This window comes from Nibribacter koreensis (genome assembly GCF_039541795.1).
Classification (GTDB): Bacteria; Bacteroidota; Bacteroidia; order Cytophagales; family Hymenobacteraceae; genus Nibribacter; species Nibribacter koreensis.
Genome location: NZ_BAABGX010000002.1, coordinates 703,056 through 727,712, shown reverse-complemented (window position 1 = coordinate 727,712; position 24,657 = coordinate 703,056). Strand labels below are relative to the sequence as shown.

The following is a 24,657-nucleotide window of genomic DNA, read 5'->3' as shown; positions in this document are numbered from 1 at the left end:
CTGTTTTTAGGCAGGAGAGATTAGTCGTCTATTTCAACCGCCGTGAAGCCAGCTAATTCTACTGCCAGAATCACGGCCTCTGAGGTGGCGTCGCCTTCTACGGTCAGCACCTTGTCTGGTGAGTTGGTGTCTACCTCCCAAGAATATATGCCGGGGGTCTTGTCAAGGATAGGCGTGACAGTACTGATACATCCGCCACACTTGATATTGGTCTTAAATTTCTGAGTGCTCATCTGTTTATAATTATAAAGTAAGATTTTATGCTTCAAGTCTGTGACTTGGAGCTACCCATGAGGGCAAGTTGTCAACTTGCGTCACTATACGATTCTAATACGCAAGTTGAAAACTTGCGGCATTCCTACCCGCAAGCTATCAACTTGCGGGAGAGTTAGTTTGTTTTTGGCCTATTTCCCAGAAAAGAGGCCAAAAACGACCTCGATTTACAAACAACGAATAACCAGCAACGCCTTATAGTTTTAACGAACGGAGGCGCAAACTGTTGGTCACCACGGATACCGAGCTCAAGGCCATGGCTGCGCCCGCCAGCATGGGGTCCAGCAAGAAGCCCCAGATAGGGTATAGCAAACCAGCGGCTACCGGGATGCCAATCACGTTGTAAATGAAAGCCCAGAACAAGTTCTGATGGATGGTGCGCACCGTGGCTTTGCTCAGCTTGATGGCCTTGGCGATGGCGCTGAGGTCTGAGTGCATGAGCGTGACTTTGGCTACGTCCATGGCAATGTCGGTGCCGCGGCCCATGGCAATGCCCACGTCTGCCAGCGCCAGCGCCTGCGAATCATTGATGCCGTCACCCACCATGCCCACTACATGCCCTTGCGCCTGCAGTTCTGTTATGAAATCGGCTTTGTCTTGCGGCATCACCTCGGCTTTGTAGTGTTGCAAACCTACCTGCTTGGCCACTGCGGCGGCCGTTTGAGAATTGTCACCGGTGAGCATGTAGACTTGTAAGCCTAGACTTTGCAACTCCTGCACGGCTTGGTGTGAGGTGTCTTTGATGGCATCGGCGATGGCAATGAGCGCTACTACCTCACCTTGCGTGGCGGCGTAAACCACGGTCTTGGCCTCGGCTTTTAGCATTTGGGCTGTTTCCTGTAAATCAGGTGAAAAACGCAGGTTGTTTTCTTGCATCAGCTTTTCATTGCCCAGCCAGTAGGTCTGTCCTTGGTACGTTGCCTGCACGCCGCGTCCGGTCACGCTTTCAAACTGTTCTAACGTGACTGCTTTGATTCCCTCAGCGGTCAGGTGCTTGGACACGGCCTCGGCTAAGGGGTGCTCGCTTTGGTTTTCCATGGCCAACAATATCCCGGCCAATTCTGCCTGTTTTTCTGCAGGTGAGGTCCAGAGGAGGTTGGTGACTTCAGGCTTGCCTTTGGTGATGGTACCCGTTTTGTCCAGGACAATGGCAGTGAGTTTGTGGGCGGTTTCCAGGCTTTCGGCGTCTTTGATGAGGATGCCGTTTTCGGCGCCGCGGCCCACGCCCACCATGATGGCGGTAGGGGTAGCCAGTCCCAAAGCACAAGGACAGGCAATGATTAAAACGGTAATCAAGGCCAGTAAGGCATGCGTGGTGGCATTGTCGCCGCCCAGAAAATACCAGGCCACAAAACTGAGTAAGGCAATCCCAATCACCACCGGCACGAAGATGCCCGCCACTTTGTCCGTCAGTTTCTGCACCGGCGCTTTAGAGCCCTGCGCCTCCTGCACCATTTTGATGATTTGGGCCAACAGCGTCTGCGCGCCTACCTTCTCTGCGGTAATCTGCAAACTGCCTTTCTGGTTGATGGTGCCAGTAAAGACTTGATCTCCCGCGTTCTTCTCCACGGCCATGGGTTCGCCGCTGATCATGCTCTCATCCAGATACGACGTCCCACTCAGCACTTTGCCGTCCACGGGAATCTTCTCTCCGGGCCTGATGATCAGGACGTCGCCCACCAGTACCTCTTCAATAGGCAGTTCTATCTCCTGGCCGTTGCGCAAAGCCTTCACGGATTTTGGTTGCAGGCCCATCAGCTTCTTGATAGCCCCCGAGGTTCTGGACTTGGCCCGTTCCTCCAGCAGTTTGCCCAAAAGAATGAACGCGATGATGACCGTGGCCGCCTCATAGTACACGTGGGGCTCTAGTCCACGGTCTAAGAAAAATTGCGGATAAATGGTGTTAAAAGCACTAAACAGAAACGCGATGCCGGTACTCAAGGCCACCAGCGTGTCCATGTTGGCTTTGCCGTGCTTGGCCTGCTTGAATGCGTTGATGAAGAAGCTCCGGCCAAACCAAAACACCACCGGAATGGAGAGGGCGAGCATGATCCAGTTCCCGTAGGGCAGGTGATGGAAGAACATGCCTATGACGGCCACCGGCAATGACAGCAGAATGGCCCAAACGGTTTTGCTTTTGATCTGCGCGTAGGCTTCCTGCTCGCGGGCTTGCTGGGCTTCTGGGGTGGCTTCTTCTTTCTGGATGAGTAGGTCATAGCCCACGCTCTGCAGAGCTTTTTGCAAAGAGGTAAGGTCGGTGCCTGGGGCATACTCTACCAGCACGGTCTTACCCGCGAAGTTCACGGCCGCGCTCTGCACGCCGGGCTGGGCCTGGAGCATGGACTCCACGCTTCCGGCGCAGGCCGCGCAGGTCATGCCCTCTACCGGAAACGTATCTTTGATGGCGCCCTTTATTGGTTTGGTGAGTGTTGCCATATCGTTGTCTTATTTAAAGTCTTGTCTCAATTTCTAAAGCAAAGGTACGGTTGGCAAGAGGGCCATGCGTTACAGCTTTATATACCAGACTTACATAATTTTAGCCTAAGCCGTCATTTTTGGCCTTTTTCCCAGAAAACACCTTAAAAACGGTTTTGCTTAGATAGCAGCCTCAGAATTTGGGACGTTGCTGGCTAGTTGCGCCGCAATAAACTTGGCGTCACGGCCCGCGCCCAGCATTAAGGCAGAGCTGCGAGAGGTTTGCCAAGAGAGGCCTACGTAGAACAAGCCCGGCACCGGACTGATGCCCTGATGATGCAAGGGCGCGCCCCGTTGGTTTACGGCCCCTTCTATTTGTAGCCAGGAATAATCAGGTTGAAAGCCGGTGGCCCAGATGATGGTTTGGAAAGCGCTTCGGCTTCCGTCTTTGAACAGTACCTCTTGCTCATCAATGTCAGCAATTTCGCTGCGCACTTGAATCTGTTTGCTGTCAATGGCTTTTTCCAGTTCACGGCCATAGATGACGTCTTGCTGTCGGTACAGCTTTTTACCCAGAAAAGTAGATGGTCCAGCAAACAAGACGCCGGTTGTAGTGCCCCACCAGAAGACGCTCTTGCCCCACTTGGTCAAAGAGGAGAAGGCGAGCTTCTTCCGGATGGACAAGTGTACGGCATGGGTTTGGGACAGTTCCACGGCAATCTGCGCACCAGAATTACCAGCGCCCACCACCAGCACCGGCCCGGCTGGCAGTTGGCTTGGATTCTGGTACTGGGAACTGTGCACTTGTAATACCTGTGGATTAAGCGAAGTAGAATATTGGGGGATATAGGGTTTCTGGAACGGGCCCGTAGCAATGACCACTTGTCTGGCTTGGAACGTTTGAATGTTGGTTTGGATAATGAACACGCCATCCGCTTTGGAAACAGAGGTCACGGTCTGGTTAAAGGATATGGGCAGTTGGAAGTGCCGGGCATACTGCTCCAAGTAGTCGGCTATCTGGTCTTTGGTGGGGTAGTGGTTTTTTGGTAAGTCCAGGGAGAAGCTGGGTAACTGGCAATACTCCGCTGGAGTGAACAGGGTGAGGGAATCATAGCGGCTTCGCCAAGAATAGCCTACGGTTGCCGCGGCTTCTACTAACAAGAATTGTTTGCCCTGCTCTTTTAGGTAATAGCCAGTGGCTAATCCTGCCTGCCCTGCGCCAATCACAAGGACATCATACATAAATGTGGTGGAGGTTTTCTGGTGCTTGCATGGTGTTGTGCGCTTACCCAGCAAAACTAGCGCAAGTCCTCAGCCATGGGTTTACACAATTCTGCCAAAGAAGTACAGGATTTCATGCAATAAGACGCCAACAAAAGAAAACTCCCTCACGCTTGCCACAGGAAGGAGTTTTATACAGGTCGTTTTTAGGTTGAATTCTGCGAAAGAGGCCAAAAACGTTACGCAGTTTCTGAGTTGCTGGCGGCGGCCAACAGTTCACTTAAGGGATCTGATTTGGGAATGAGTTCCTGACACACTTCTATGCAGTTTCTACACGCCTGGGCGCAGGCTATGCAGTGGTCATGGGCGTGGCGTTCACATTCAACGGCGCAGGCCTCGCAGATTTCTACACACTGCCTGAGCACCAGCCGGGCGTGTTCAGAACCTTTGGACAGGAACGAGGCCCCCAGTCTGCAGTAATCGGCGCAGTCCAGGTCCAGGTGAATACAGCGCGCCATTTTCTTGACTTCCTCCTCCTGGAGGCAGGCGGTGGCACAATGGTCGCAGGCCGCAATACAGGCCAACAGGGCATCAATGGCCGGTTTATACTCGGTACGCATAGGCTTCTAGTTTGGTCTCTTCTTCTATACGCACCTGCTCCAAAAGGGGACCGCCGTTTTTGGGCTGTTTTCTGGGAAAGAGGTGAAAAACGGCAATCGATATTGCTAATACACAAACTTGCCTAGTTCTGGCAATTTGGAAAGTTCCTCCAGTTCATGCTTATTGGTAATACCCATTAATTCAGCACCCCTAGAAACAGAAATTTTACCAAGCTTAATCATATTGATGATAAAGGGGTAAAATTTTTTGCGGTCTCCTTTGGCTACTTGTCTAAAGTAGGCTTGCCTTGTCTCTCCTTGTTGTAAGGTTAGTTTGATAAAATTGTTGACTCCTTGTGATATAGTCCGGTTAAAATTTCCGGTAGTTGGAATAGTAGGCTTTTCACCGAAGTAATCATTGAAGGAAAAATCAATTTCTTGTATTTCTGCCCAAGTATAGGTGTCCTTCTGGATAGTGATTTCTTTATTCGTAATGCTAAGATATCCGTTAAAGGTGCCATTTAGAGCCTTAGTACTGTGAGTGCTGGTTATTTGGAAAAACAGATAAGCAGGCAAAGTGATGAAAATATAAGTGAGAAGTAACGTATCTCCTAAATCGCTTTCTGGGTCCACTAATTCGTCTAACGTGAAGTAACCAATAATACCAATTGCAATAAGTGGGTACATTATCATGTTGGGAGTAATCTTAAAAGATTCTTCCTTTGGCTCAAACACTTTCACTTGCAGATCTTCCATTAAATAAATCTAAAGGGATTTAAAAGAAACTGAAACGTTTAAGGCGTTTTTTTAACAAGTCCATGCAAATTGATTTCTATCAATGATGCGCCTCGGCTTGCGCACAGGCTTGGGACATGGGGCCGCGTTCAACCTGGATGGTCACGTGTTGTATCTGGAACTGCTCTTTCAACTCTTTTCTGATGGTGGACAATTGCTCGTCTTGGTACGCATCTGTGACCACTAAGTGGGCGGTGAGCGAATTCTCGGTGCTGCTCATGGCCCAGACGTGCAGGTCATGGATTTGCTCTACGCCGGGCACCTGCCGCAGATAGGTTTGCACTGCTTTTAAGTCTATGCCCTGCGGAACGGCGTCCAGAGAAAGGCGCAGCGATTCTTTGAGCAGGCCCCAGGTGCTCCAGACAATAATGCTCACAATGATCAAACTCAAGACGGCGTCAATCCAGAACCAACCGGTGTAGCGCATGAGCAGGCCCGCCGCCACCACGCCTAGACTAACCAGGGCATCGGCGGCCATGTGCAGGTAGGCACCCTTTACGTTGATGTCATGCTCTTTGTCCCGGAAGAAGAGCAGGGCGGTGCCGGCATTGATGGCAATGCCTATCACCGCCACTATGGAAATGGCGGCTCCGTTGAGTTCTGGCGAGGTGCCTAGACGACCTATGGCCTCCCAGCCAATGGCACCCACCGCCAGCATGAGCAGAATGGCGTTGAGCAAAGAGACCAGCGTGGTGGTTTTGCCGTAGCCATATGTAAACCGCTCGGTGGGTTTTCGCTGCGAAAGCTTGATGGCAAAAAAGGCCAGGAGCAAGCTCACCACGTCTGTCAGGTTATGCCCTGCGTCTGTGAGCAGCGCCAGAGAATTGTAGTACCAACCGGCCCCGGACTCTACTACCACAAACAAGATGTTGAGCGCAATACCCCAGCCGAAGGCCTTGTTCAAACTTCCGGTAGAAGAAGGAAGGCCGTGTCCATGGTGGTGATGCCCGTGCGAATGTGAATGCTCCATAAAATGCCCTGGTGTTCTGGTAAGTATACGTAAGCCGCTTGGCCAACTACCAATCATGGCAAAGGAAGTAGGTGTTTGACTAACCGTCGTTACAAAATGAGAGGGGCAGTTGTGTAAAATTCAGTTATGGGATTGAGTGAGGTTGAAAAAAACAGTTATAGAAAATTCCCCACCTGAAATTATAAGAAGAGGCCGTTTTTAGCCTGTTTTATGGGAAAGAGGCCAAAAACGCCAAATTCACTTTAGCCTTAAAAAAGAAACAGCCGGCAGATGCCAGCTGTCTTGTTCTATCTACCTGAGAAAGGATTAGGCCGCCAAAGACTTACAAGCCTCCACGCAACGACGGCAGGCTGTAGCGCATTCTTGGCAGTGGTCATGGTGGTGCTTGCCACACTCAACGGCGCAGGCTTCGCAGACTTCCATGCACTCGCGCAGCAGGTGTTTGCCGTGCTCAGAGCCGCGGGCCAGAAGCGTCATGGTCAGGCGGCAGATGTCGGCGCAGTCACGGTCCAGCATAATACAGCGGGCCATCATTTTTACGTCTTCTTCTTGCAGGCAGGCGGTAGCGCAGTGCTCACAGGCTAGAATACATTCTTGTAAAGCGTCAATGGCTGGTCGGTTTTGTGAATGGTGCATTAGATCATAGTTTTAAATGAAACATAGATGAGGCACATGCACACTCTATAGGCAGTACCCACAAGTTGCGTTTAGGCAACGGGTACTACAGGTTTACGCCCACTAGCAACTGGGTGTTGTCAAAAAAGGAAAAACCGGAGGTGGGCTAGGTAAGCTTGTCCAGCGGAAGGCGCTCTACTGACGGGGCTTTTTTGTAGTCTGTCACAGAGACGCCGGTCACTTTCTTGAACTGGTTGGACAGGTGCTGCACGCTGCTGTACTGGAGCTTAAAGGCAATCTCGCTCAAGGTCAACTCACCGTAAGAAAGAAGCTCTTTCACACGCTCAATCTTGAGTTTGATGAGGTATTTTTCAATGGTGGTCCCGGTCTGCTGGGAGAAGACCTTGCTTAAGTGCTGATAGGACGTGCCCAATTTTTCTGCCAGGTATACAGACGTGGTGATGGGCTGGTATTCTTGTTCTAAATGATGCTGATATTCCAGCAGAGTAGTTTTGATGAGGTCGGTGAGTTGCTCGTCCTTCTCTTGTAGCAGTTCAAAGCCGTGTTGTTGCAAGGCCGCTTGTAGCTGCTCTGTGTGCACCTCGCCCTCTACCAAAGCCTCACCCAGCTTCACCTCCTGCACCTGCAACCCTTGCGCAGACAGCACCTCCGTGACGGTGGCTATGCATCTGGGGCAAACCATGTTCTTGATGTGTAACTGCATGTTAATGTGCTAATTAATTAATGTGCTGATGTGCTAGTGAATGAATTTGAAGATGTGCAGATGGCTCAGCAACGTAACAAGTAAATTTCAAATGTAGTGCAAATCCAGACTCAAGACTCGCGACTCTCAGAAGGGCTCTTATAGGTATTCTGCTTGGGAGCGTTTCTTTTGGGAGCGGCGGCGCGGGTCGTTTTTGGCCTGTTTTTGGAGAATCGGGCAAAAACCCAGTTCACCGAGGGCACTATTACCAAGGCAGTGCCAGCCAACAGAATGAAGATACCCGAAAAGGCATTGAACAGACGCAGGATGAAATCATTTGTGAGGCCAAACGCATACAACAGCACCGCCATGGCCAACAGCATGGAGATAAGGCCGGTAATGAGCAAATCTCGTTTCCAGGGGCGCTCAAACGGATGGCGCTTAAGCGGTTTTACAGTCTTAGCCATAATTTATAATGACTGGGCGGCCTGCACCCACGCCGGGATAAAGGTTAACAATTCTTTTTGCAGAGAATGGCCCTGGTCTGCGTCTGATATTTCTTGCGCCAGCCGGATGGTTTCCAGAATGTGCAGATCACTCTTTTTGAGCGGTAGAATGGCTTCTTGCAAGACTTGCGGGCGCGGCCCCCAGGAACCCAGCGGTTGCAGGGTGCGGGCATCCAGGCAGATGAGCTTGGGAATGCTTTTTCCGCCGTTGGTCAGGTAGGCGTCCATCACTTCTGGGTGCTCAGAGCGCAGGATGGTCTTGAACGTAATGTTGGGTGAATGCTCTGCAATAGAAGCCAGAATGGGCACGTTCTGGGCGGCGTCTCCGCACCAACCTTCGGTTAACACCAGCCAGATCATGGACGTAGGTAGGTTCTGCACCAGGTTTACCAACTCGGGTAGGAGGGGCGTCTGGTAGGTGCGCTCCATGATGGGCACGTTGTTCTTGGTGACGTCTGCTAAAAGACGTGACTGCTCCAGTCCGGTGGTTCTGTTCTGGGCCACGGCCTCGCGCACTTGGTCCATGTATTGTGAGAAGGAAAGGCCTTGGGCTACTACTTCGGGGGTAATCACATTGGGGTTGGCTTCCATGAGAAGAACAGGTAGTATATGAGCAACTATATACGAAGATACGCAATGCCAGCCACTGCCCAACAAAAGAAGGCTGGGCAGCGTCCATAAAAAGAAAAGACCCGAAACTGGTTTTCGGGTCTTTTCTGGAAAACAGGCCAAAAACGGCCGTTCTCATCTAGGGCTTAGGTTATTCTTTCTCGTTGCCCAGGTTCTCATTGCTCTTATGCCCTTTTAAGGTGCTGGCGTTGGGCTGGTTGTTTCTAAATTCTTTGTCAGAACTGTCGGCGCCGCGGGTAGAAGTCCAGTTGGCATTAGAGCCTTGCGGGCTTTTGGCTTCTGGGTCAAATTTGGCATGCTTGGCACCAGCGCCCTTTCCTTCACTGGACGGCACGTTCTGGCCGCGGGTGTTGTCTGCGCCGCCGGCCACCGGCCCATCCTGAAACTTGGGGGCGTTTTTACTGTCTATGGTGCTGTCGTTGCTGCGGTTGTTGGGTCTGCCGCTCACGCCCGCGCCCATGTTGGTGTTCTGGTTGTTGTCAGAGTTTTGATGGCTGCTGCCGTCTGGGTGCTGCTGGCTATAGGTTGTGGCCTGGTGCGAGGAGCCTTTGTTCTCTGGATTGTTGTTATGGCGGTTGCTGTTGTTCTGGCCCGCGTTCTGGTCTTGCGCGCGCTCTGCCTGCCAGCTATTGTCTTGCGTTGGCCTGTTTTCTTTGGGGCTGTTTCCACTTCCTTTCATGATTCTATCTCCTTATCTTAAGTAAAACATCTAATACCTATGCGCCGGGCCTTTAGCCTCTGCACTGTATCTGATACGAGTCCGGATTGCATTTAGATTAGGCCAAAGCGCATCTTCACCCTTAGATGCTGTGCGTTTATAGAAATATGAATAGGTGCCGGCGTAGTTAACTCAAACTATAAGATGCGCGTACTATCAGGTAAGCGGCCCCTGGAACAGCCTACGGGTCCTTACGCTCAAACCCTGAACCTAGAACTATGAAAAAGCGAATGAATTCTGTAAAGCGCCTCTCCTGGTCCCTGCTTTTTGCGGGCGCTCTGTCCATGGGGGCCATGGCCTGCAGCACCGGCACCAGTGATGGTGACACCAACGTAGAGGAAAGCGACTTTAAAGATAAAAGCCCCACCGAGCACAATGAGGACGGCATGAATGACAACACCCAGGACAACCGCGGCGAGGCAGCCCCAGGCTCGGGGACTACGCCAGATTCTGCCTATGAAGACGTTTATGATAAGCAACAGAAGAAAATGCGTGACAAGGACGCCAACACCAACTCTGGCAACGGCGTAGGCGGCGCAGCCAATGCCACCACCGGCATCTAACACACCTTTCCATAGGAAACGAAGCAGCCTGCCCCATTTTGAGGCAGGCTGCTTCGTTTTTGACCTGTTTTGCGAAAAATAGCCTAAAAACGACTATCTAAACGTGAAGCCGTTGGGCAGTACTCTTACCTGGAACGAGTCAATCCTGGCCCCGGTGGTTTCATAGCGCACCACCCAGCCGTTGGTGGTATAGCCGCCCACGCCTAAATACAGCTTGTTGCTTTCTGGGTCAAGGCCCAAGCCGTACGGGTTGCGACTGATCAAAGGCGTAGTAGGGGCAGCGGTAGCCGTGACGGACATGCTGTAGATTTTGCCGGCAGAAGAATAGTAGAGCGTGTTCTTACTGCCATTGATGGTCAACAGCCCTGAGCCTGGGATTTGGTAAGACGTGATGGCGTGGTTGTTGGCAGGATCAATCTTGACCAGGGCGCCCGGCTCTCCATACGTGCCTCTAATCACCCATATTTTGTTGTTGGCGTCTAAGACCATGTGGGCAGGGCCGTTGCCTACTTCTAGGGTAGCCTCTACCGCGTCAGTGCTGGTATTGATGATAGAAACGGTGCTTCCGCCGCTGTTGGCCACGTAGAGTTTGCCGTTGTGCAGCAAGGCTCCCTCTGGCAGAAGACCCACGTCAATGGTTTTGGTAACGGTGTTGTTGGCAAGGTTGAGTACAGAAACGCGGCCAGTGCCGGTGTAGCCAAAAAAGCTATAGCCCACATACTCGGTCACGTACGCTTTATTGTTGTTGAGGGCGGCCATGTACCTAGGGATGGACAAGTCATTGATGACGCCGGTAGAAGAAAACGTGCGACCGTCTACCACTTCAATCTTTTGGCTGTTGTTCACCACAATGTAAGCCTTGTCCCCAATAAAGGTCATGGACTGCGCCGCATCACCCAGCGGACGGTTGTTAACTTGGTTGAATAAGGCTGGAATGACGGTCTTGCCGTCTCTAGAGATAAAGCTCACCTCTGCGTTTACACTGTTAAACTGGCCTTCATTGGTGACAAAGACACCGTCACTAAACGGCGACGCTTCTTCTTTGTCATTCTCACAAGATGAGGTGAATACCAGGGCGCTGGCCAGAGCTGCAAACAAGAAGGGCTTTCTAAAGGAGATAAGATTCATAGTATGGATGTGTGATGAATGGAAATGTTTAAGGACGTTTGGCCCATTGCAAGGCCAGTGAGATTCTATAGTGCCGCGGCGGCATGGCCCGGTAGGCCATGGCCTGGTACGTAGTGTTGGCCAGGTTCTGCACCTGTGCCATGAGCTGCGCCTCAAATGCAGACCAGCGGATGGTTTTTCCTGCAGAGACGTTGGCCAGAGCGTAAGGGTCCAGCCAGTTGTCATTGTCCTGGTCTGTGTAGCGCAGGCTGGTAAAGGTTCCGTCCAGGGCCAACCACCAGCCCTTGACTCTGGCTTCGGCGTAGCCTGCCACTTTGTGCTTGGGCACATAAAACAACTGCCGGTCTTGGAGTTCTGCGTGCGCATTAGGCAGGACTTGTTCTGAGATGGTATAGCCGTAGGCCGCGCCGCCAGAAAGGATTAGATGGCGGGCAGAGGCATACTTCCATTTGGTGTCCAGTTCCAGTCCGTGGCCGCGTACCGTCTGCAGGTTCACGGGCTCTGAGTATCCGCCCGTCACAGACGGTTGCCACTGGATCCAATCCTGCACCTTTAGTCTGTACACGGTTACTTCTGTCTGGCTTGTAAGTTGGTTTTGCTGAAAGGCATGCGCCAAGCCTGCCTCATAGCCCCAACCGCTTTCTGGGCTTAGGTCTGGATTGCCGCCCGGCCGCCAGTAGCGGTCATTGAGCGTGGGCACGCGGTAACTTCTGGAAACGTTGCCTTTGAGCGTGAGCGTGCCGGCCTCTTTTTCTGACAAGATGAAATTAGCGCCCAGCGTGGGCGTCACCGGCGGATTAAACCCGTCTACCCAGGCCTGTCGCACGTTCAGGCTAATCTGCAGTTTCTCTAGTGGATCATAGCGCATCCAGGCGTAGGCAGAATAGCGGTTTTCTTTTTGACCATCTCCGTAGCCACTTACTTCGGCTTTGAATAATTGTCCTTCTGTCCCTACTTGCAAGAGGAGGTTGGGCAACAGCGTGCGCTCATGCTCTAGTTGGCCTTGCCACGTATTGACGGTAGAAAGAGAGGGATGGCCGTTTTCACTGTAATCCAAGCGGTCTTTGAAGTAGGCGGCTTTGACGGTGGTGGTGCCTCTGGCAATCTGGCCCTGCCACTCCGTCATCAGCCTTAGGTTTTCATCGTCTTGCTGGGCATTGTTATTGGCACCGCCCATGGGCGGCTGGACCTGCCGGTGCGTTTTCACCCACCAGCCCCTTACCGAGAGATGTTGCGTGGGGCTGAGCTTAAGATGTACTTCCTGCGCGAAGCTATTCTGATTAAAAGCCGCATTTTGCTGTTCCTGCCACGGTTGACCAAATTGCGTGAGGTCTCTGTATTTAAAATTATTGTCTGCGCTGGTTCTGGTAAAGGAAGACGTCAAGGCCAACCGCCCATTTCCATAATTCCCACTCACAGCCGTGCGATGATGGCCAAAACTACCCTCCTGCTGTTGCACCCGCACCATTTGATTAGGCGAAAAATCTGCTGGGTTTTCCAATAGCACCGCACCGCCAATAGCCCCAGAGCCGTGCAATGCCCCGCTAGGTCCGTGTTGCAGGGTAATCAGGCTGTGGGCAGCTGGTGGCAGCAAGGCGAAATCAGATAAACCTAACGTGGGTAAGGCGATATTGAACCCGTTCCATAACACGGCGGTATGGCTGGCAGTAGTGCCTCTAAAGGCTACCGTAGCGGTCATGCCGTTGCCGTAGCTTTTCAGGTACAAGCCACTGCGCTGTTGCAGGACGTCTGCCAAGGTAAGGCCGGGTTGGCGTTGTAGTAGAAGGGTATCTACCGCCTCTAGTTTGGTGCCGGCGGCGAAGCGGGTGTACTTGGCACCGGTAATCTCAATGGGATTTACCAGCACTGAGTCAGGCATAGGCGCCTGCGCATGACTAGCTAATGGTATCATGACCATAAGCCCCAGGGAACAAACCAAACACGTAAAAAACGGACGTACCATGCCTCAGCTACAAAATGCAGAGGAGACTTGCCAGAAAAGGAAATAAACGAAAACGCCAGCCCACGCGGGGCCACCATCCTTGCTGCTTTTTTTCCCGAAAGCCTCCAGGTGAATTGTGGATGTTGGCAGGTCTCCTGGCTCTCTTCGGCTGGCCGGCCTTCCCATCTGGTCAACAGACAGTGGCATGCGGTGGACAGCTTGTGTTAGAAGATAACAGTTGCGGGAACAGCTCAGGTTTTACACCTGATTCCCTTTTAAGACGTCATCGGCGGGCGGCCGAGTCTGTCACCAAAATCTGAGGCAAAGGTACGGGAAGTTTAAGAATTGCACTATGTGAGCAGAGAAAAATCTGGCCAATGTCAGTTTTGGCTCGTTTTCTAGGAAACAGGCCAAAAACGGTTTCTTATTTAGAAAAGAAAATAATGGTTCCCACCAAGGCGCAGCAGGTGAATAGAGCTAAGGACTTTAAAGCAACCTGTAGGGCTGATTTTTTCTCTTGGCGCAAGACAAGTGCTACCAAAAGATTTACCACTCCTATAATCAAGGTAAGTACAAGGCCAACATAGGCGAAGGATAAAAACCGACCTGAGAAGTAGTATAATAGATTCTCAACCATCAGTTCATATGCCTCTCTACTTCCTAAGAACAAGAACGCCGAGGTAAGAAAGACAAAAAGCGCAGATGTTGTTACCAGAAGTACGTTTATTACTCTCAAGGCTTTCATTGCACTAATCCTTATACACCACCGGGCTGCACTGGCTAAACTTGACCGGTGCCTGCATGGCAATTTTGTTGCTCTGGATGAACTGGGTCATGAGCCGCTGGAACTCGGCTAGCTTTTGAGCATCCACGTCCTGGAAGTTGAACAAATAGTAGTCAATGGAGCCGTCTTGGTTAAAATAGAACCGGTTGAAACAACGGGTGGGTTTGTCCCAGGAAAACTTATTCTGAACCAGGTATCTGCCCAGATTCTGTAACAATTGTCGGTAGGCGGTTATGTGCTGTTGTTGGGCTTGACCTGTGAAAACCGCTTGCGTGCTATCCTCATGAATGGCGCTTTTGTAGCGGGCATCCAAAGACTGCATGGAATAGGCCGTGCCTTCGGCTTCTTTAAAAGAAGAAACCACTTTTTGGGCGTTGGCCACAGAGAGGGTGCAAAGGCTTATAAAGAGCAGAAGTAGATTTCTCATACAGGTAGGGATTACTTAAAAGTAAAAGAATTATCCTTACTTGTGAAGTGGTAGAAGAAACCAATCCCTGTTTTTGGCCTGATTTCCAGAAACAAAGCCAAAATCGGTGTTATAGCCTATTAAGACCTGCAACTTTTTTTCTGCTGTTTTAGTTTTTAGCACTGTATTTGCGTTCTGTCTGCAGATTCCACTCAATCCCATTTATGAAACGCTTTTTCACCCTTTTTGCCCTTTCTGCGTGCCTGGTCTTTACCGCTCAGGCACAGACCATCTCCAAGGTAGATTTCACTAAGATCAACGCGGCCATTGCTTCGCCTAAGTCTAAGTTCTACTACCCTACTCTGCTCAAGCGCTACATGGCCAATGACGCTACACTCACCGTTGAAGAGTACTCGCATTTGTACTATGGCTACCCCAAGCAACCGGGCTACAAGCCGTGGGCCATCAATGACAAGGAGGACGAATTGGGTCAACTAGTGTTGTATGAGAACTGGCCCGTGATTTTAACTACTGGCACCAAACTCTTGCAGAAAGACCCCTTTAACCTGAGCGTGATTTACCTTATGCACATGGCTACCGGTGAGCTCAGAAGAGCCGCCGAGAGCAAGAAATGGCTTGCCAAGTTTGATGGTCTGCTAGGCGCCATCAAGGCTAGCGGCAATGGGCGCTCTCCAGAAACGGCGGTGGTGTTGGTTACCCCCCGGGACGAATACATGTTTTTGAACGCAGCAGCACAACTTCGGCAAGATGGAGCTCCACAGCTAGTCGCCAATAAGTATGACCTGGTGAAGTTAAAAGTGCCTAACAAGTTGAACCTGACACAGGTATACTTCAATATTGAGAAGGCACTGGCCGCCAAGAGATAATCAGCGCTAACCATATTTTTGAATTTCCGTTTTCGGGCTACTTTCTGTAAAGTAGCCCGAAAACGTTTCTACCCACCGCCATGTCCAAACTACCACCCTCGTTTTACACCCGTCCAGACTCAGTGACCATTGCCCGTGAGTTGCTGGGCAAGCACTTCTATTCTTCGTTTGACGGGGTTTTGACGGGCGGGATGATTGTAGAGACGGAGGCGTATTCTGGCGAGAATGATGCGGCCTGCCACGCCCATTTGGGGAGACGCACCAAGCGCACCCAGATCATGTATGAGACCGGCGGCATCTCGTATGTGTACCTCATCTACGGCATTTATTCTTTGTTTAATATTGTCACCAACACGGCAGGGACAGCCGACGCCGTCCTCATCAGAGCCATTGAACCAACAGAAGGCTTACCCGAAATGCAATTACGCCGCGGGCTCACCAAAATAGAACCCAGACTGACCGCCGGACCCGGATTGGTCACGCAGGCCATGGGCATTTCTACGGTGCACAATGGTGTGTCTTTATTTGGAAACGAGATTTGGTTAGAAGACCGAGGCGATTCTTTTTCAGATGAGGAAATTATTGCCGGCCCAAGGGTAGGAGTGGCCTACGCGGGGGCAGATGCGCTGCTGCCGTGGCGGTTTAGCGTGAAGGGGAGTAAATGGGTGAGTAAGGCGAAGCCTAAGTATTGATTGGCAATTGCTTATTGTTGTAAGATAAATTTCTGTCGCGAGTCTTCAGACTCGTGACATGCAGTGGTTAGAGTCTAAAGACTCTCGTGACCCAATTCCACAGTTAGATAGGTTCCATGGCGCAAGCGTCCGCTTGTGTCCGCACGTATGGCTGTTATGCTTCTTTCCTGTCCGCCTCAACCGATCCGTTGTTGGTGTTCTCACCAACAACCTCCACTAGCTTCTCAGTCCTACTTTCTACTCTATGTGCACGCATTTGGCTATCCACTTCGCAAATTCTTTCTTCCAGTCCGCACTCACAGCCTTGTTGCATCTCTTCTGCTAAGCGCTCACGGCCGCGGGGCCTCGTCCTGGCCCTTCGCACTGCTGTTGTACTCTGGGCTCAAGAGCCCTGCCTTCGGCAACGAAACAACAGAGGCGCTCAGAGTCAGGACTGGTTTCGGTTCCGATTCTGCTGTGGCTTGATGGTTGATTTGCTGGATGCAGGCAATATTAGTCCATGTCGCTACAGAGGCATGCGTGCTGGCGCACGGTCTGTTTTATCTGCTGGCACGTGGGACGGCAATCTCAAAGCTTGCCTCAGGTGTAATCGTTTGGGCGATGGGTGCTTTTTATAAGCGGTTTACAAGCAACCGTTGCTTTTTTCGTTTTCGGCTCTATTTCCAGAAAACAGGCCAAAAACGGAGACTATGCTCTATGCCTTTTTGCAGAGCAGGAGAATTGGCTTGTTCTGTATGTCTGTGGTGGCAAACAGGTAATGGTCGCCGCCTTCTTTCAGTTTTATTTTCTCCCGGAGCTGGGCCACGGTCAATGGATGGTTCCGGACGGTGATGTTGGCTTTCTTGTCAGGTAGCAGTTTGTAGAGTTCCTTGGCGTTGGCTTTGGGCTGGGCTATGATTACAAAAGCTCTTCCGGGGAAATCTGGTACCAGTTCTGTGGAGGTGTACAGGTGGCTGTTGCGGTGCAGTTTCTCTACGTGGTATTGTTGGGACAGCCATTTAAACGCGCCGCCTTTGAGTAATGCCGTGTTGGGCTCATACAGATAGCGCAGGGGTTTAGTGGCATATACGGCAGTGGCTTGTTCCTCTTGGTGTTTGGTGAAGGTAATCTCCAGAGGTGCTTGGCCGGGCTTCAGATTTACGGCTGTAAGCTGAGGCTCCTCGTTTTTAGCCGAAGTGATGAGGTACAAGACTTCTTTGACCTCGTTTTGCACGGCCACTATCCAGATGTGCTGTACGCCCGTCAATTCCTGCAAGGCCAGGTCAATGTCCAGCATGGGAGCCGTTTTTAATAAAACATTTTTGGCTTTTTGCAGAAGCAAGGGTAGCAGGTTTAGAATGTCTGGCTCGCAGTCTTGGAGTAAATGCACGCGTTCCTGGCTCTGTCCGCGGCGGGCGGGATCTAGGTAGATAACATCTAAGGGAGAGGCAAGGGAGTGCAGATATGCTTCGGTGGTGGTGTTGAGGCTGGTAATGTTGGTTGCGCCTAGCAATTTAAAATTGTGCTGGGCAATCTCCTGTAATTCCGAGGTTTGTTCCACGTGCGTGACATGGGCAAACTGTTTGGCAAAGTAAAAGCTGTCTACGCCAAGGCCGCCGGTCACGTCTGCCAAAGTGTCTCCCTGTACCAGTTGGCTTTTATAAGCCGCCGTCAGTTCTGAGGAACTCTGCTCTAAAGAAAGCATCACCGGAAACAGCACTTCTGCATGGTTGGCCCAGGTAGGCAGTTTTTGCATGGCCTTCTGGCGGGCTTTTATCTGTCCCACCAGCTCTGGCATGGGCAGATGCGGGAACCGTTTGGCCTGCAACATGAGCTGGGCTGGGTCCTGTTGCCAATGCTGGTGGATGAATTCCTGTTCCTCAGGGGAAAAAACGCGCATACTAAGACGGATGAGATAGAAAAACAAAGATACAGAATTGAATCAGCCACCAGCCTGTTAAAAGTGTTGAATGTTTTGTAAGGATTTATTAAACAAACTCTGAGCTAGGTAGTTATAGAAGGGTAAGTCCAGATTTTTAACTTTAATGACAAGACCTATGAAAAAGTGGATGAAACTAACCTTGTTGGCCGTGCTGCCTACCATGGTCCTCACCAGCGCCTGCGACGACGACGACGAAGACATGCCGACAGTAGAGCAGAAAGCCAACGTAATGGTGGTGCACGCATCGCCCAACGCCCCAACGGTTGATTTATATGTAGATGGTGCCAAAGTCAACAACACAGCGCTTGCCTATCCTAGAAACACCGGTTATTTGCAAGTAACACCTGGCTCCAGAAATGTGAAAGTGACGCCTTCGGGCTCTGGAGTGGCCAGTGCCGTAATTGACGCTAACCTTACCTTGGCCGCAAACATGAATTATTCTGTCTTCGCCGCCGGCCCAGTCAACAACATCACTGCCGTGGTGGTAGAGGATAACCTGACAGCGCCTGCCGCCGGAAGAGCCCACGTACGCTTCATTCACCTGGCGCCAGACGCGCCTAACGTAGACGTGGTCGTGCAGAGTACCAATGCCAATCTGTTCTCTAACATCGCGTTTAAAGGTTCTACCGCCTTCACGCCGGTCAACGCTGGAGCTTACACGCTTTTGGTACAACCCGTGGGCACAGACGTGAATGCTGTAACGGCCAATGTTACCTTACAAGGCGGTAAAATCTACACTATCTTCGCCAAAGGCTTCCTGGTTCCGCCAGCAGGCAACACCAATGCCCTGGGTGCCGAAGTCATTGTGAACAACTAAGCTCACCCTATTGAATAGCTGATTTTGAAAAGCCCGCCTTATCAGCGGGCTTTTCGTTTTTGGGCTGTTTTGGCCAAAATAGCCTAAAAACGAAGCGGTATAAGGCGTGTAACCGGCGTTTCCGTTGAGGATGATAAACTTATTGCGTACCTTTGCGGTTCTTCTGTAAAACCCTGAACTACAATGGTAGAAACGTATTTGAAGTACAAAGTAAAAGATATTTCCCTGGCTGAATGGGGAAGAAAAGAAATTAAACTAGCCGAAGCAGAAATGCCAGGCTTGATGGCGATCAGAGAAGAGTACGGCCCAAGCCAGCCTTTGGCAGGTGCGCGTATTGCCGGTTGCTTGCACATGACCATCCAGACGGCGGTTCTTATTGAAACCCTGACGGCTTTGGGTGCTGAGGTAACTTGGTCTTCTTGCAACATCTTCTCTACCCAGGACCACGCCGCTGCCGCTATTGCCGCCGCTGGTATTCAGGTATACGCCTGGAAGGGCATGAACGCAGAAGAATTTGACTGGTGCATTGAGCAGACCTTGTTCTTCGGTGAAGACCGCAAGCCTTTGAACATGATCCTGGACGATGGTGGTGACTTGACTAACATGGTGTTTGACCAGTTCCCAGAATTGGCCGCCGGCATTAAAGGTTTGTCTGAAGAGACTACCACTGGTGTTCACCGTCTGTATGAGCGTATGAAAAACGGTACTTTAATGATGCCGGCTATCAACGTGAACGACTCTGTAACCAAGTCTAAGTTTGACAACAAATACGGCTGTAAAGAATCATTAGTAGACTCTATCAGAAGAGCTACTGACGTAATGATGGCTGGTAAAGTAGCTGTAGTAGCTGGTTATGGTGACGTAGGAAAAGGTTCTGCCGCTTCTTTGCGTGGTGCCGGTGCCCGCGTGATTGTCACTGAGATTGACCCAATCTGTGCGTTGCAAGCTGCTATGGACGGTTTTGCCGTTAAGAAAATGGAGAATGCCATCAAAGAGGCTGATATTGTGGTAACCGCAACTGGTAACTTCAACATCATCCGTGCTGAGCACTTCTTGGCCCTGAAAGACAAAGCCATTGTGTGTAACATTGGTCACTTTGACAATGAGATTGACATGGCTTGGCTGAACGAAAACTATGGCCATACCAAGGACACCGTGAAACCACAGGTTGACTTGTATACTTTGGAAGGTAAAGACATCATCATCCTAGCTGAAGGTCGTTTGGTGAATTTAGGTTGTGCCACTGGTCACCCTTCTTTTGTGATGTCAAACTCCTTCTCTAACCAAACGTTGGCCCAGATTGAATTGTGGACCAATGCTGATGCTTATGAGAACAAAGTTTACACCTTGCCTAAGCATTTGGACGAAAAAGTTGCCCGTCTTCACCTAGCTAAAATTGGTGTGGAACTGGAAGAGCTTTCTACTGAGCAAGCCGCCTACATTGGCGTTGAAGTAGAAGGTCCATTCAAACCAGAATACTACCGTTATTAATATTTCCGTTTTCGGGCTATTTCCCGGAAACTAAGCCAAAAACGCCCGGTTCTTCTTAAGAGAAGCCGGGCGTTTTTTTTGTTGATTAGGTAATGCTTCGTTATCGATTTGCTAATCCTTTAGGTCATCCTTTTCATAGCAATTGAACAACAAGGAATATCCGGTTTCAAGGGCCTCATTGTAATAAGGTACGTATTCCTCTGATACATCTTCGGCAGAGGTAAACAGTAGGTACTCGTCCTGTATTTCATCGATCACCCAGCCATCATCTTCTATGTAAAATTTAGCTAAGGCGTAAGCGCCGTCTATGTCTGCATAGTTGAGGAAGATGACCGCATAGGCTCCTTGCGCCTTGCCAAACTGGCTAGAATCAATGGACGATAACACATGGGCGTTTATTTGAAACATATTGTTCGCTTCTAAAAGAGTAAACTATCTCAAAAATTTATCAATCCCGTACTGGCAGCAAGTAGCTTTCTGGGCAATGGCATCTGCCAGAATCTTGTCATTTGCTGGGAGCGAGGTTCTAGGCTTCTCCTCATGATAAAGATGGTAACCCACGCCGCCTAAGACCAGATTCTTTCTCACTACGCCTGCATTCAATAAGCGTTCGGCAAACTCACTGTCCTCACGGCCCCAGCCCACAAAGTCATTGTTGAAGCCATTGATGCGTAGTACGTCTTTCCGCCAGAAGGCCATGTTACAGCTGCGTATGGACCGGATATTGGGTTGTTTCTTGGAAAGTAGGTTAGACAAAAATGGAATGGACAGCGTGTTCAATCTATTGATGATGCCGCTGGTGAAAGGCGTGATGTGGTATTGTTTGGTCTTTAGGATTTGTTTTGTCAGTTCTGGTTGCAACAGAACGCGTTTGCCGTGCATGAACGTATCTGGCTCTGCGGCGCGCTTATGGTCTTTGACAAAATCAGGGTGCAAGACCATGTCTCCGTCAATGATGATGAGATAGTCTCCCGTGGCCATGGCCATGGCTCTGTTGCGACTCTCAGCGGCTCTAAACCCTAGGTCTTCTTGCCATGAGTGTTTGAGCGGCACCGGAAATGTGGCTTGGTACTGCTTGATTAATTCAGCTGTGTCTTCTCTGGACCCGTCATCAGCTATGATGACCTCCTCGGGCAGCTCTGTCTGTGTGAGCACGCTTTTCAGGACTACCTCTAAGGCTTCTTTCCAGTTGTAGGTAGTGATGATGAGGCTGGTGGTCATGGCGTGTGGAGAGGTAAATATATTTTAAAGGTATTTACGATTACCTGGATAGTGAGTCGATTTTAGCTTGTTTTCTGGAAAGTAGGTCAAAAACGAAAGATGAAGTTTACTATTGAAGACTTTTGTCTTGCGTCTACTATCTAACGTCTAGTGTCTAAAAACCAGTGCTTTGCTTGTTGGGGTTGCTGGCGTTGTGGTTGGCTTCCCAGAGCTTGGCGTACTTCATCATGGGGTAGAAGCCAGAGAAGAACGAGTAGATAAAGCCCGGTACGCCGTTCCAGATGCAGCCTTTGATTAAATACGTCTTAAAAAACGCGATGGGGCATTTTAAGACCATGAGCGCGAACGGTACTTCTTTCTTTTTCTCATGCAGGCTCATTGCTGCGGCCGTGCTGTACTGGTTCATCTTCCTGAAGTAGTCCTGAATGTCCTTGTAGCTGTAGTGGAGCATCTCGCCTTTTAGGTCGCCTAGGGTGCCGTTCAGTCTCACTTTTTCATGCACAGCCGCGGTGTCATAGTTGCCAAATTGCTTATTGAACAGCCTAAGAAACTTCTTAGAGGCCTCAGACTTGATGCGGGCACCTAAGAACATCAATGGGATGCGCACATAATAGCCCACGTGCGTAGGAGCAGTTTGACTTAAGACGGCTTGTATCTCTGCGCGCAGTTGATCCGTGACCACTTCATCGGCGTCTACAGACAATATCCAGTCATGAGAAGCTAATTCCACGGCAAAGCGTTTCTGTTCTCCGTAGCCGGTAAACTTTCTGTATTCTACGCGGCAGCCGTGCTCCTGGCAGATCTGCAGGGTCTGGTCTGTGCTGCCAGAGTCTACCACCACCAACTCGTCACACCAAGATAGGGCCTGCAAGGTGGTTCTCAGAATTTCGCCTGCGTTCAAGGTAATCAGGACGGCACTTATTTTCTGCATAGACTTTGTAAAACGCAAGAAGGGGTTGGGTAGGTAAACTTTTTTGCTGGCAGTGAGTTAGCTAAAGAAAAGGCTGGTATTCTGGTAGAAAAACAGAGGTTTCTAGAGCGTATTGTAAACATCTGCCCTAATATTCGTATGCACCTATGTATATTTAATTTCTATATTTGCGTATAGGTACCTTTATCAGAGCTGTAAAAGTACAAATTTAAGTCAAATGAGCGAACAGAGAGGGAATTCAATGAGTAAAGAGGAAAAGGACGCCCGCTTTGAGGCGGAGTTAATGCCGGTCATTTCCTCTCTCTATAACTTCGCCTTCCGTCTTACCCTGGACGAAGACGATGCCAATGACCTTGTGCAGGAGACTTATCTTAAGGCCTATCGATTCTTTGATTATTTCGAGCCCGGAACTAATGCCAAAGCATGGCTGTTTCGCATCCTAAAGAATTCATTCATTAATGACTTCAGAAAAAAGAGTAAACAACCTGCCAAAGTAGACTACTCTGAGGTAGAAGGTTACTACAATTCTGAAGACGTGGACACCGAGGGAGACAGCTCCGGAGGAACCACGGATCTGCGCATGGAAAGTGTGCAGGACCTGATAGGGGATGAGGTGGCAAGTGCGTTAAACTCGCTGCCAGTAGACTTTAGGACGGTAATCATTCTTTGTGACTTAGAAGGATTCACCTATGAGGAGATGGCCAAGATTTTGGACATCCCAATTGGGACCGTGCGGAGTAGACTGCACCGGGCAAGGCACTTCCTGAAGGAAAAGCTAGAGAAATACGCTAAATCGATGGGTTATAACAGCTAACAGGGCATACATGATGGGAACGACAATTACAGACGAAAAAATGAGCGGCTCCGCCTCTGAGGAGAACCATTCTTCTGATTGCGAGAAGGTGGTAGACGTGTTTGAAAAATGGCTGGAGGGCAAAGCCTCTGAAGCCGATGAAGAGTTTCTGGCCGAACAGGCCGACGAATGCTCTCCTTGTTTTGAAAGCATTGACAAGCAACAACAGTTTGTCCAGTTCCTAAACAACGCCCTGCGCAGACCTGGCACTCCCGCCTCTCTGGTAGACACCATCAAAACTAAAATTCACCATAGCGCTTAAGTTCTTTAAGCCTCCCCATCCAGGATGCAAGGTAAAATTATCATCTTCTCGGCACCGTCCGGAGCCGGCAAAACCACTATTGTTCATCACTTAGTAAAGCAACTGCCGGAGTTAAGTTTCTCTATCTCAGCGTGTACGCGTGACCGCCGCGGGCGCAGTGAAGAAAATGGCAAAGACTATTACTTCATCACGCCAGAAGAGTTTAGAGAGAAGATTGACAATGATGAGTTTGTGGAATGGGAAGAGGTCTATGAAGGCGCTTTCTACGGTACTTTAAAATCTGAAATTGAACGCATCTGGGCAGAGGGCAAGCATGCCATCCTGGATGTGGACGTCAAAGGCGGCCTAAGCGTGAAACACTTTTACGGTGATCGGGCTTTGGCCGTTTTTGTAAAACCTCCTTCCATAGAAGAACTCTCTAAGCGTCTGGTTGCCCGCAACACAGACTCTGCCTCCAGTATTTCTAGCCGCGTGTTCAAGGCCAAGTTTGAAATGAGCTTTGAAGACAAGTTTGACACCGTCATTGTGAATGAGCATTTGAACGAGGCGTGTCAAAAAGCTGAGAAACTGGTGCGCGACTTTATTTATCAGGAAGACGCCATTCTGTAACCATGCGGGTAGGCTTGCTCTTCGGGTCATTCAACCCCATCCATATTGGGCATTTGATTCTGGCCAACTTCATGGCCACCAATGCCAACGTGGACACGGTCTGGCTGGTAGTAAGTCCGCAGAACCCGCTCAAGCCCAGCAACAGTTTGTTGCATGAGTTTGACCGCCTGCACATGGTGCGTCTGGCTATTGCCGACAACCCGGATCTGGGCGTGACGGACATTGAGTTCAGGATGCCCAAGCCCAGCTACACCATAGACACGCTCACCTGGCTCAAGGAAAAATACCCTACCTACCAGTTTTCCCTGATTATGGGTGAAGACAACCTGGCCACATTCCATAAGTGGAAAAACTACGAGCAGATTTTAGACCAGCACGAGATTCTGGTGTACCCAAGGCCCGGCAGCGCGCCGGTGCCAGAAGCATTGGCTGGGCATGCTAGCATACAAGTGGTAGAAGCCCCTCTGTTGGACATCTCGGCTACTTTCATCAGAAAGTGCCTGAAAGAGAATAAGTCTGTCAGGTACCTGTTGCCTGAGGCCGTAGAGGAGTACATCAAATCTAAGAAGCTCTATTCATAGCTTCTCTCTTTTAGATGTGCCATTGATAGAAACAGGCATCCAGAAAAATTCATTGTAACCTTCTGTTTTCAACTGCGTTTAATAAAAGTTATACCTATTGGTATATAGGTTAAATGCAATTTTA

At 50.2% G+C, this 24,657-nt stretch carries 27 protein-coding genes and 1 riboswitch; of the genes, 9 read left to right on the top strand and 18 right to left on the bottom strand.

From position 1 onward, the window contains the following. Positions 1–20: 20 nt before the first annotated feature. The 11 genes from ABD880_RS10440 to ABD880_RS10390 all read right to left on the bottom strand — a co-directional run bounded on the left by ABD880_RS10440 (position 21) and on the right by ABD880_RS10390 (position 9,406). Positions 21–233 carry a heavy-metal-associated domain-containing protein gene (locus ABD880_RS10440; protein WP_345165530.1) on the bottom strand — a complete coding sequence of 71 codons (213 nt, stop codon included), beginning with the start codon at positions 231–233 and terminating at the stop codon, positions 21–23. Positions 234–468: 235 nt separating this feature from the next. Further along, positions 469–2,709 (bottom strand): heavy metal translocating P-type ATPase, encoded by a 2,241-nt coding sequence (locus tag ABD880_RS10435; RefSeq protein ID WP_345165527.1) that lies wholly within the window; start codon positions 2,707–2,709, stop codon positions 469–471. A 159-nt stretch (positions 2,710–2,868) separates the two neighbouring features. Next, positions 2,869–3,930, bottom strand: coding sequence for a flavin-containing monooxygenase (locus ABD880_RS10430; RefSeq protein WP_345165525.1), 1,062 nt, complete (start codon positions 3,928–3,930; stop codon positions 2,869–2,871). Between the two features lie 218 nt (positions 3,931–4,148). After that, positions 4,149–4,529, bottom strand: coding sequence for a four-helix bundle copper-binding protein (locus tag ABD880_RS10425; RefSeq protein ID WP_345165522.1), 381 nt, complete (start codon positions 4,527–4,529; stop codon positions 4,149–4,151). A 105-nt stretch (positions 4,530–4,634) separates the two neighbouring features. Continuing rightward, positions 4,635–5,264 (bottom strand): hypothetical protein, encoded by a 630-nt coding sequence (locus tag ABD880_RS10420; RefSeq protein WP_345165519.1) that lies wholly within the window; start codon positions 5,262–5,264, stop codon positions 4,635–4,637. Between the two features lie 79 nt (positions 5,265–5,343). Then, positions 5,344–6,273, bottom strand: coding sequence for a cation diffusion facilitator family transporter (locus ABD880_RS10415; RefSeq protein WP_345165516.1), 930 nt, complete (start codon positions 6,271–6,273; stop codon positions 5,344–5,346). Between the two features lie 306 nt (positions 6,274–6,579). After that, a complete protein-coding gene (locus tag ABD880_RS10410; RefSeq protein ID WP_345165514.1) occupies positions 6,580–6,909 on the bottom strand; it encodes a four-helix bundle copper-binding protein in 330 nt (109 codons plus the stop codon). A gap of 145 nt (positions 6,910–7,054) precedes the next feature. Further along, positions 7,055–7,612: an AraC family transcriptional regulator gene (locus tag ABD880_RS10405; RefSeq protein WP_345165511.1), complete on the bottom strand. Its 558-nt coding sequence runs from the start codon at positions 7,610–7,612 to the stop codon at positions 7,055–7,057. 110 nt (positions 7,613–7,722) lie between these two features. Next, the gene (locus ABD880_RS10400; RefSeq protein WP_345165508.1) at positions 7,723–8,058 is read right to left on the bottom strand and encodes a hypothetical protein; all 336 of its coding nucleotides are present in this window, start codon (positions 8,056–8,058) and stop codon (positions 7,723–7,725) included. Positions 8,059–8,061: 3 nt separating this feature from the next. Next, positions 8,062–8,688, bottom strand: a complete 627-nt coding sequence (locus ABD880_RS10395) for a thioredoxin family protein (protein ID WP_345165506.1) — start codon at positions 8,686–8,688, stop codon at positions 8,062–8,064. 169 nt (positions 8,689–8,857) lie between these two features. After that, positions 8,858–9,406, bottom strand: a complete 549-nt coding sequence (locus ABD880_RS10390) for a hypothetical protein (RefSeq protein ID WP_345165504.1) — start codon at positions 9,404–9,406, stop codon at positions 8,858–8,860. 257 nt (positions 9,407–9,663) lie between these two features. On the opposite strand from ABD880_RS10390, the gene ABD880_RS10385 reads away from it, so the two are divergent. Beyond that, complete coding sequence (locus ABD880_RS10385) at positions 9,664–10,008, top strand: hypothetical protein (RefSeq protein ID WP_345165501.1); 345 nt, start codon at positions 9,664–9,666, stop codon at positions 10,006–10,008. 93 nt (positions 10,009–10,101) lie between these two features. Here ABD880_RS10385 and ABD880_RS10380 read toward each other — a convergent pair whose 3' ends face one another. The 3 genes from ABD880_RS10380 to ABD880_RS10370 form a co-directional block, all read right to left on the bottom strand. Then, positions 10,102–11,136 carry a DUF5074 domain-containing protein gene (locus tag ABD880_RS10380; RefSeq protein WP_345165500.1) on the bottom strand — a complete coding sequence of 345 codons (1,035 nt, stop codon included), beginning with the start codon at positions 11,134–11,136 and terminating at the stop codon, positions 10,102–10,104. 28 nt (positions 11,137–11,164) lie between these two features. Then, complete coding sequence (locus tag ABD880_RS10375; RefSeq protein WP_345165498.1) at positions 11,165–13,048, bottom strand: TonB-dependent receptor; 1,884 nt, start codon at positions 13,046–13,048, stop codon at positions 11,165–11,167. A gap of 158 nt (positions 13,049–13,206) precedes the next feature. Beyond that, a riboswitch (cobalamin riboswitch) is annotated at positions 13,207–13,407 on the bottom strand. 420 nt (positions 13,408–13,827) lie between these two features. Continuing rightward, entirely contained in the window at positions 13,828–14,289 is a 462-nt protein-coding gene (locus tag ABD880_RS10370; RefSeq protein ID WP_345165496.1) for a hypothetical protein, read from the bottom strand. 203 nt (positions 14,290–14,492) lie between these two features. Here ABD880_RS10370 and ABD880_RS10365 point away from each other — a divergent pair, with 203 nt between their 5' ends. After that, positions 14,493–15,155 carry a DUF4919 domain-containing protein gene (locus ABD880_RS10365; RefSeq protein WP_345165493.1) on the top strand — a complete coding sequence of 221 codons (663 nt, stop codon included), beginning with the start codon at positions 14,493–14,495 and terminating at the stop codon, positions 15,153–15,155. Between the two features lie 80 nt (positions 15,156–15,235). Beyond that, positions 15,236–15,847, top strand: coding sequence for a DNA-3-methyladenine glycosylase (locus ABD880_RS10360; protein WP_345165491.1), 612 nt, complete (start codon positions 15,236–15,238; stop codon positions 15,845–15,847). Positions 15,848–16,541: 694 nt separating this feature from the next. Here the strand turns inward: ABD880_RS10360 and ABD880_RS10355 are convergent. Next, positions 16,542–17,726, bottom strand: a complete 1,185-nt coding sequence (locus ABD880_RS10355) for a THUMP-like domain-containing protein (protein WP_345165489.1) — start codon at positions 17,724–17,726, stop codon at positions 16,542–16,544. A gap of 157 nt (positions 17,727–17,883) precedes the next feature. Between ABD880_RS10355 and ABD880_RS10350 the strand changes: the two genes are divergently transcribed. Then, on the top strand, positions 17,884–18,585 hold the full coding sequence (locus ABD880_RS10350; protein ID WP_345165487.1) for a DUF4397 domain-containing protein: 702 nt from the start codon (positions 17,884–17,886) through the stop codon (positions 18,583–18,585). Between the two features lie 183 nt (positions 18,586–18,768). Further along, a complete protein-coding gene (ahcY, locus tag ABD880_RS10345) occupies positions 18,769–20,076 on the top strand; it encodes an adenosylhomocysteinase (protein ID WP_345165484.1) in 1,308 nt (435 codons plus the stop codon). A gap of 111 nt (positions 20,077–20,187) precedes the next feature. Here the strand turns inward: ahcY and ABD880_RS10340 are convergent, their stop codons facing one another. The 3 genes from ABD880_RS10340 to ABD880_RS10330 all read right to left on the bottom strand — a co-directional run bounded on the left by ABD880_RS10340 (position 20,188) and on the right by ABD880_RS10330 (position 22,228). Beyond that, positions 20,188–20,484: a hypothetical protein gene (locus ABD880_RS10340; RefSeq protein ID WP_345165481.1), complete on the bottom strand. Its 297-nt coding sequence runs from the start codon at positions 20,482–20,484 to the stop codon at positions 20,188–20,190. 24 nt (positions 20,485–20,508) lie between these two features. Then, on the bottom strand, positions 20,509–21,297 hold the full coding sequence (locus tag ABD880_RS10335; RefSeq protein WP_345165478.1) for a glycosyltransferase family 2 protein: 789 nt from the start codon (positions 21,295–21,297) through the stop codon (positions 20,509–20,511). 154 nt (positions 21,298–21,451) lie between these two features. Continuing rightward, positions 21,452–22,228: a glycosyltransferase family 2 protein gene (locus ABD880_RS10330; protein ID WP_345165476.1), complete on the bottom strand. Its 777-nt coding sequence runs from the start codon at positions 22,226–22,228 to the stop codon at positions 21,452–21,454. Between the two features lie 217 nt (positions 22,229–22,445). On the opposite strand from ABD880_RS10330, the gene ABD880_RS10325 reads away from it, so the two are divergent. From ABD880_RS10325 to nadD, 4 genes are read left to right on the top strand one after another with little or no spacing between them, the layout of a single operon-like run. After that, a complete protein-coding gene (locus tag ABD880_RS10325) occupies positions 22,446–23,042 on the top strand; it encodes a sigma-70 family RNA polymerase sigma factor (RefSeq protein WP_066508566.1) in 597 nt (198 codons plus the stop codon). Between the two features lie 10 nt (positions 23,043–23,052). After that, positions 23,053–23,343, top strand: a complete 291-nt coding sequence (locus ABD880_RS10320; RefSeq protein WP_345165472.1) for a hypothetical protein — start codon at positions 23,053–23,055, stop codon at positions 23,341–23,343. Positions 23,344–23,367: 24 nt separating this feature from the next. Then, positions 23,368–23,952 carry a guanylate kinase gene (gmk, locus tag ABD880_RS10315; protein ID WP_345165470.1) on the top strand — a complete coding sequence of 195 codons (585 nt, stop codon included), beginning with the start codon at positions 23,368–23,370 and terminating at the stop codon, positions 23,950–23,952. A 2-nt stretch (positions 23,953–23,954) separates the two neighbouring features. After that, entirely contained in the window at positions 23,955–24,533 is a 579-nt protein-coding gene (nadD, locus tag ABD880_RS10310; protein WP_345165468.1) for a nicotinate (nicotinamide) nucleotide adenylyltransferase, read from the top strand. Positions 24,534–24,657 lie beyond the last annotated feature (124 nt).

Coding starts and splice junctions, on each gene's coding strand:
- ABD880_RS10440 (WP_345165530.1), bottom strand. CDS start 233: ATGAGCACTCAGAAATTTAAGACCAATATCAAGTGTGGCGGATGTATC.
- ABD880_RS10435 (WP_345165527.1), bottom strand. CDS start 2,709: ATGGCAACACTCACCAAACCAATAAAGGGCGCCATCAAAGATACGTTT.
- ABD880_RS10430 (WP_345165525.1), bottom strand. CDS start 3,930: ATGTATGATGTCCTTGTGATTGGCGCAGGGCAGGCAGGATTAGCCACT.
- ABD880_RS10425 (WP_345165522.1), bottom strand. CDS start 4,529: ATGCGTACCGAGTATAAACCGGCCATTGATGCCCTGTTGGCCTGTATT.
- ABD880_RS10420 (WP_345165519.1), bottom strand. CDS start 5,264: ATGGAAGATCTGCAAGTGAAAGTGTTTGAGCCAAAGGAAGAATCTTTT.
- ABD880_RS10415 (WP_345165516.1), bottom strand. CDS start 6,273: ATGGAGCATTCACATTCGCACGGGCATCACCACCATGGACACGGCCTT.
- ABD880_RS10410 (WP_345165514.1), bottom strand. CDS start 6,909: ATGCACCATTCACAAAACCGACCAGCCATTGACGCTTTACAAGAATGT.
- ABD880_RS10405 (WP_345165511.1), bottom strand. CDS start 7,612: ATGCAGTTACACATCAAGAACATGGTTTGCCCCAGATGCATAGCCACC.
- ABD880_RS10400 (WP_345165508.1), bottom strand. CDS start 8,058: ATGGCTAAGACTGTAAAACCGCTTAAGCGCCATCCGTTTGAGCGCCCC.
- ABD880_RS10395 (WP_345165506.1), bottom strand. CDS start 8,688: ATGGAAGCCAACCCCAATGTGATTACCCCCGAAGTAGTAGCCCAAGGC.
- ABD880_RS10390 (WP_345165504.1), bottom strand. CDS start 9,406: ATGAAAGGAAGTGGAAACAGCCCCAAAGAAAACAGGCCAACGCAAGAC.
- ABD880_RS10385 (WP_345165501.1), top strand. CDS start 9,664: ATGAAAAAGCGAATGAATTCTGTAAAGCGCCTCTCCTGGTCCCTGCTT.
- ABD880_RS10380 (WP_345165500.1), bottom strand. CDS start 11,136: ATGAATCTTATCTCCTTTAGAAAGCCCTTCTTGTTTGCAGCTCTGGCC.
- ABD880_RS10375 (WP_345165498.1), bottom strand. CDS start 13,048: ATGATACCATTAGCTAGTCATGCGCAGGCGCCTATGCCTGACTCAGTG.
- ABD880_RS10370 (WP_345165496.1), bottom strand. CDS start 14,289: ATGAGAAATCTACTTCTGCTCTTTATAAGCCTTTGCACCCTCTCTGTG.
- ABD880_RS10365 (WP_345165493.1), top strand. CDS start 14,493: ATGAAACGCTTTTTCACCCTTTTTGCCCTTTCTGCGTGCCTGGTCTTT.
- ABD880_RS10360 (WP_345165491.1), top strand. CDS start 15,236: ATGTCCAAACTACCACCCTCGTTTTACACCCGTCCAGACTCAGTGACC.
- ABD880_RS10355 (WP_345165489.1), bottom strand. CDS start 17,726: ATGCGCGTTTTTTCCCCTGAGGAACAGGAATTCATCCACCAGCATTGG.
- ABD880_RS10350 (WP_345165487.1), top strand. CDS start 17,884: ATGAAAAAGTGGATGAAACTAACCTTGTTGGCCGTGCTGCCTACCATG.
- ahcY (WP_345165484.1), top strand. CDS start 18,769: ATGGTAGAAACGTATTTGAAGTACAAAGTAAAAGATATTTCCCTGGCT.
- ABD880_RS10340 (WP_345165481.1), bottom strand. CDS start 20,484: ATGTTTCAAATAAACGCCCATGTGTTATCGTCCATTGATTCTAGCCAG.
- ABD880_RS10335 (WP_345165478.1), bottom strand. CDS start 21,297: ATGACCACCAGCCTCATCATCACTACCTACAACTGGAAAGAAGCCTTA.
- ABD880_RS10330 (WP_345165476.1), bottom strand. CDS start 22,228: ATGCAGAAAATAAGTGCCGTCCTGATTACCTTGAACGCAGGCGAAATT.
- ABD880_RS10325 (WP_066508566.1), top strand. CDS start 22,446: ATGAGCGAACAGAGAGGGAATTCAATGAGTAAAGAGGAAAAGGACGCC.
- ABD880_RS10320 (WP_345165472.1), top strand. CDS start 23,053: ATGATGGGAACGACAATTACAGACGAAAAAATGAGCGGCTCCGCCTCT.
- gmk (WP_345165470.1), top strand. CDS start 23,368: ATGCAAGGTAAAATTATCATCTTCTCGGCACCGTCCGGAGCCGGCAAA.
- nadD (WP_345165468.1), top strand. CDS start 23,955: ATGCGGGTAGGCTTGCTCTTCGGGTCATTCAACCCCATCCATATTGGG.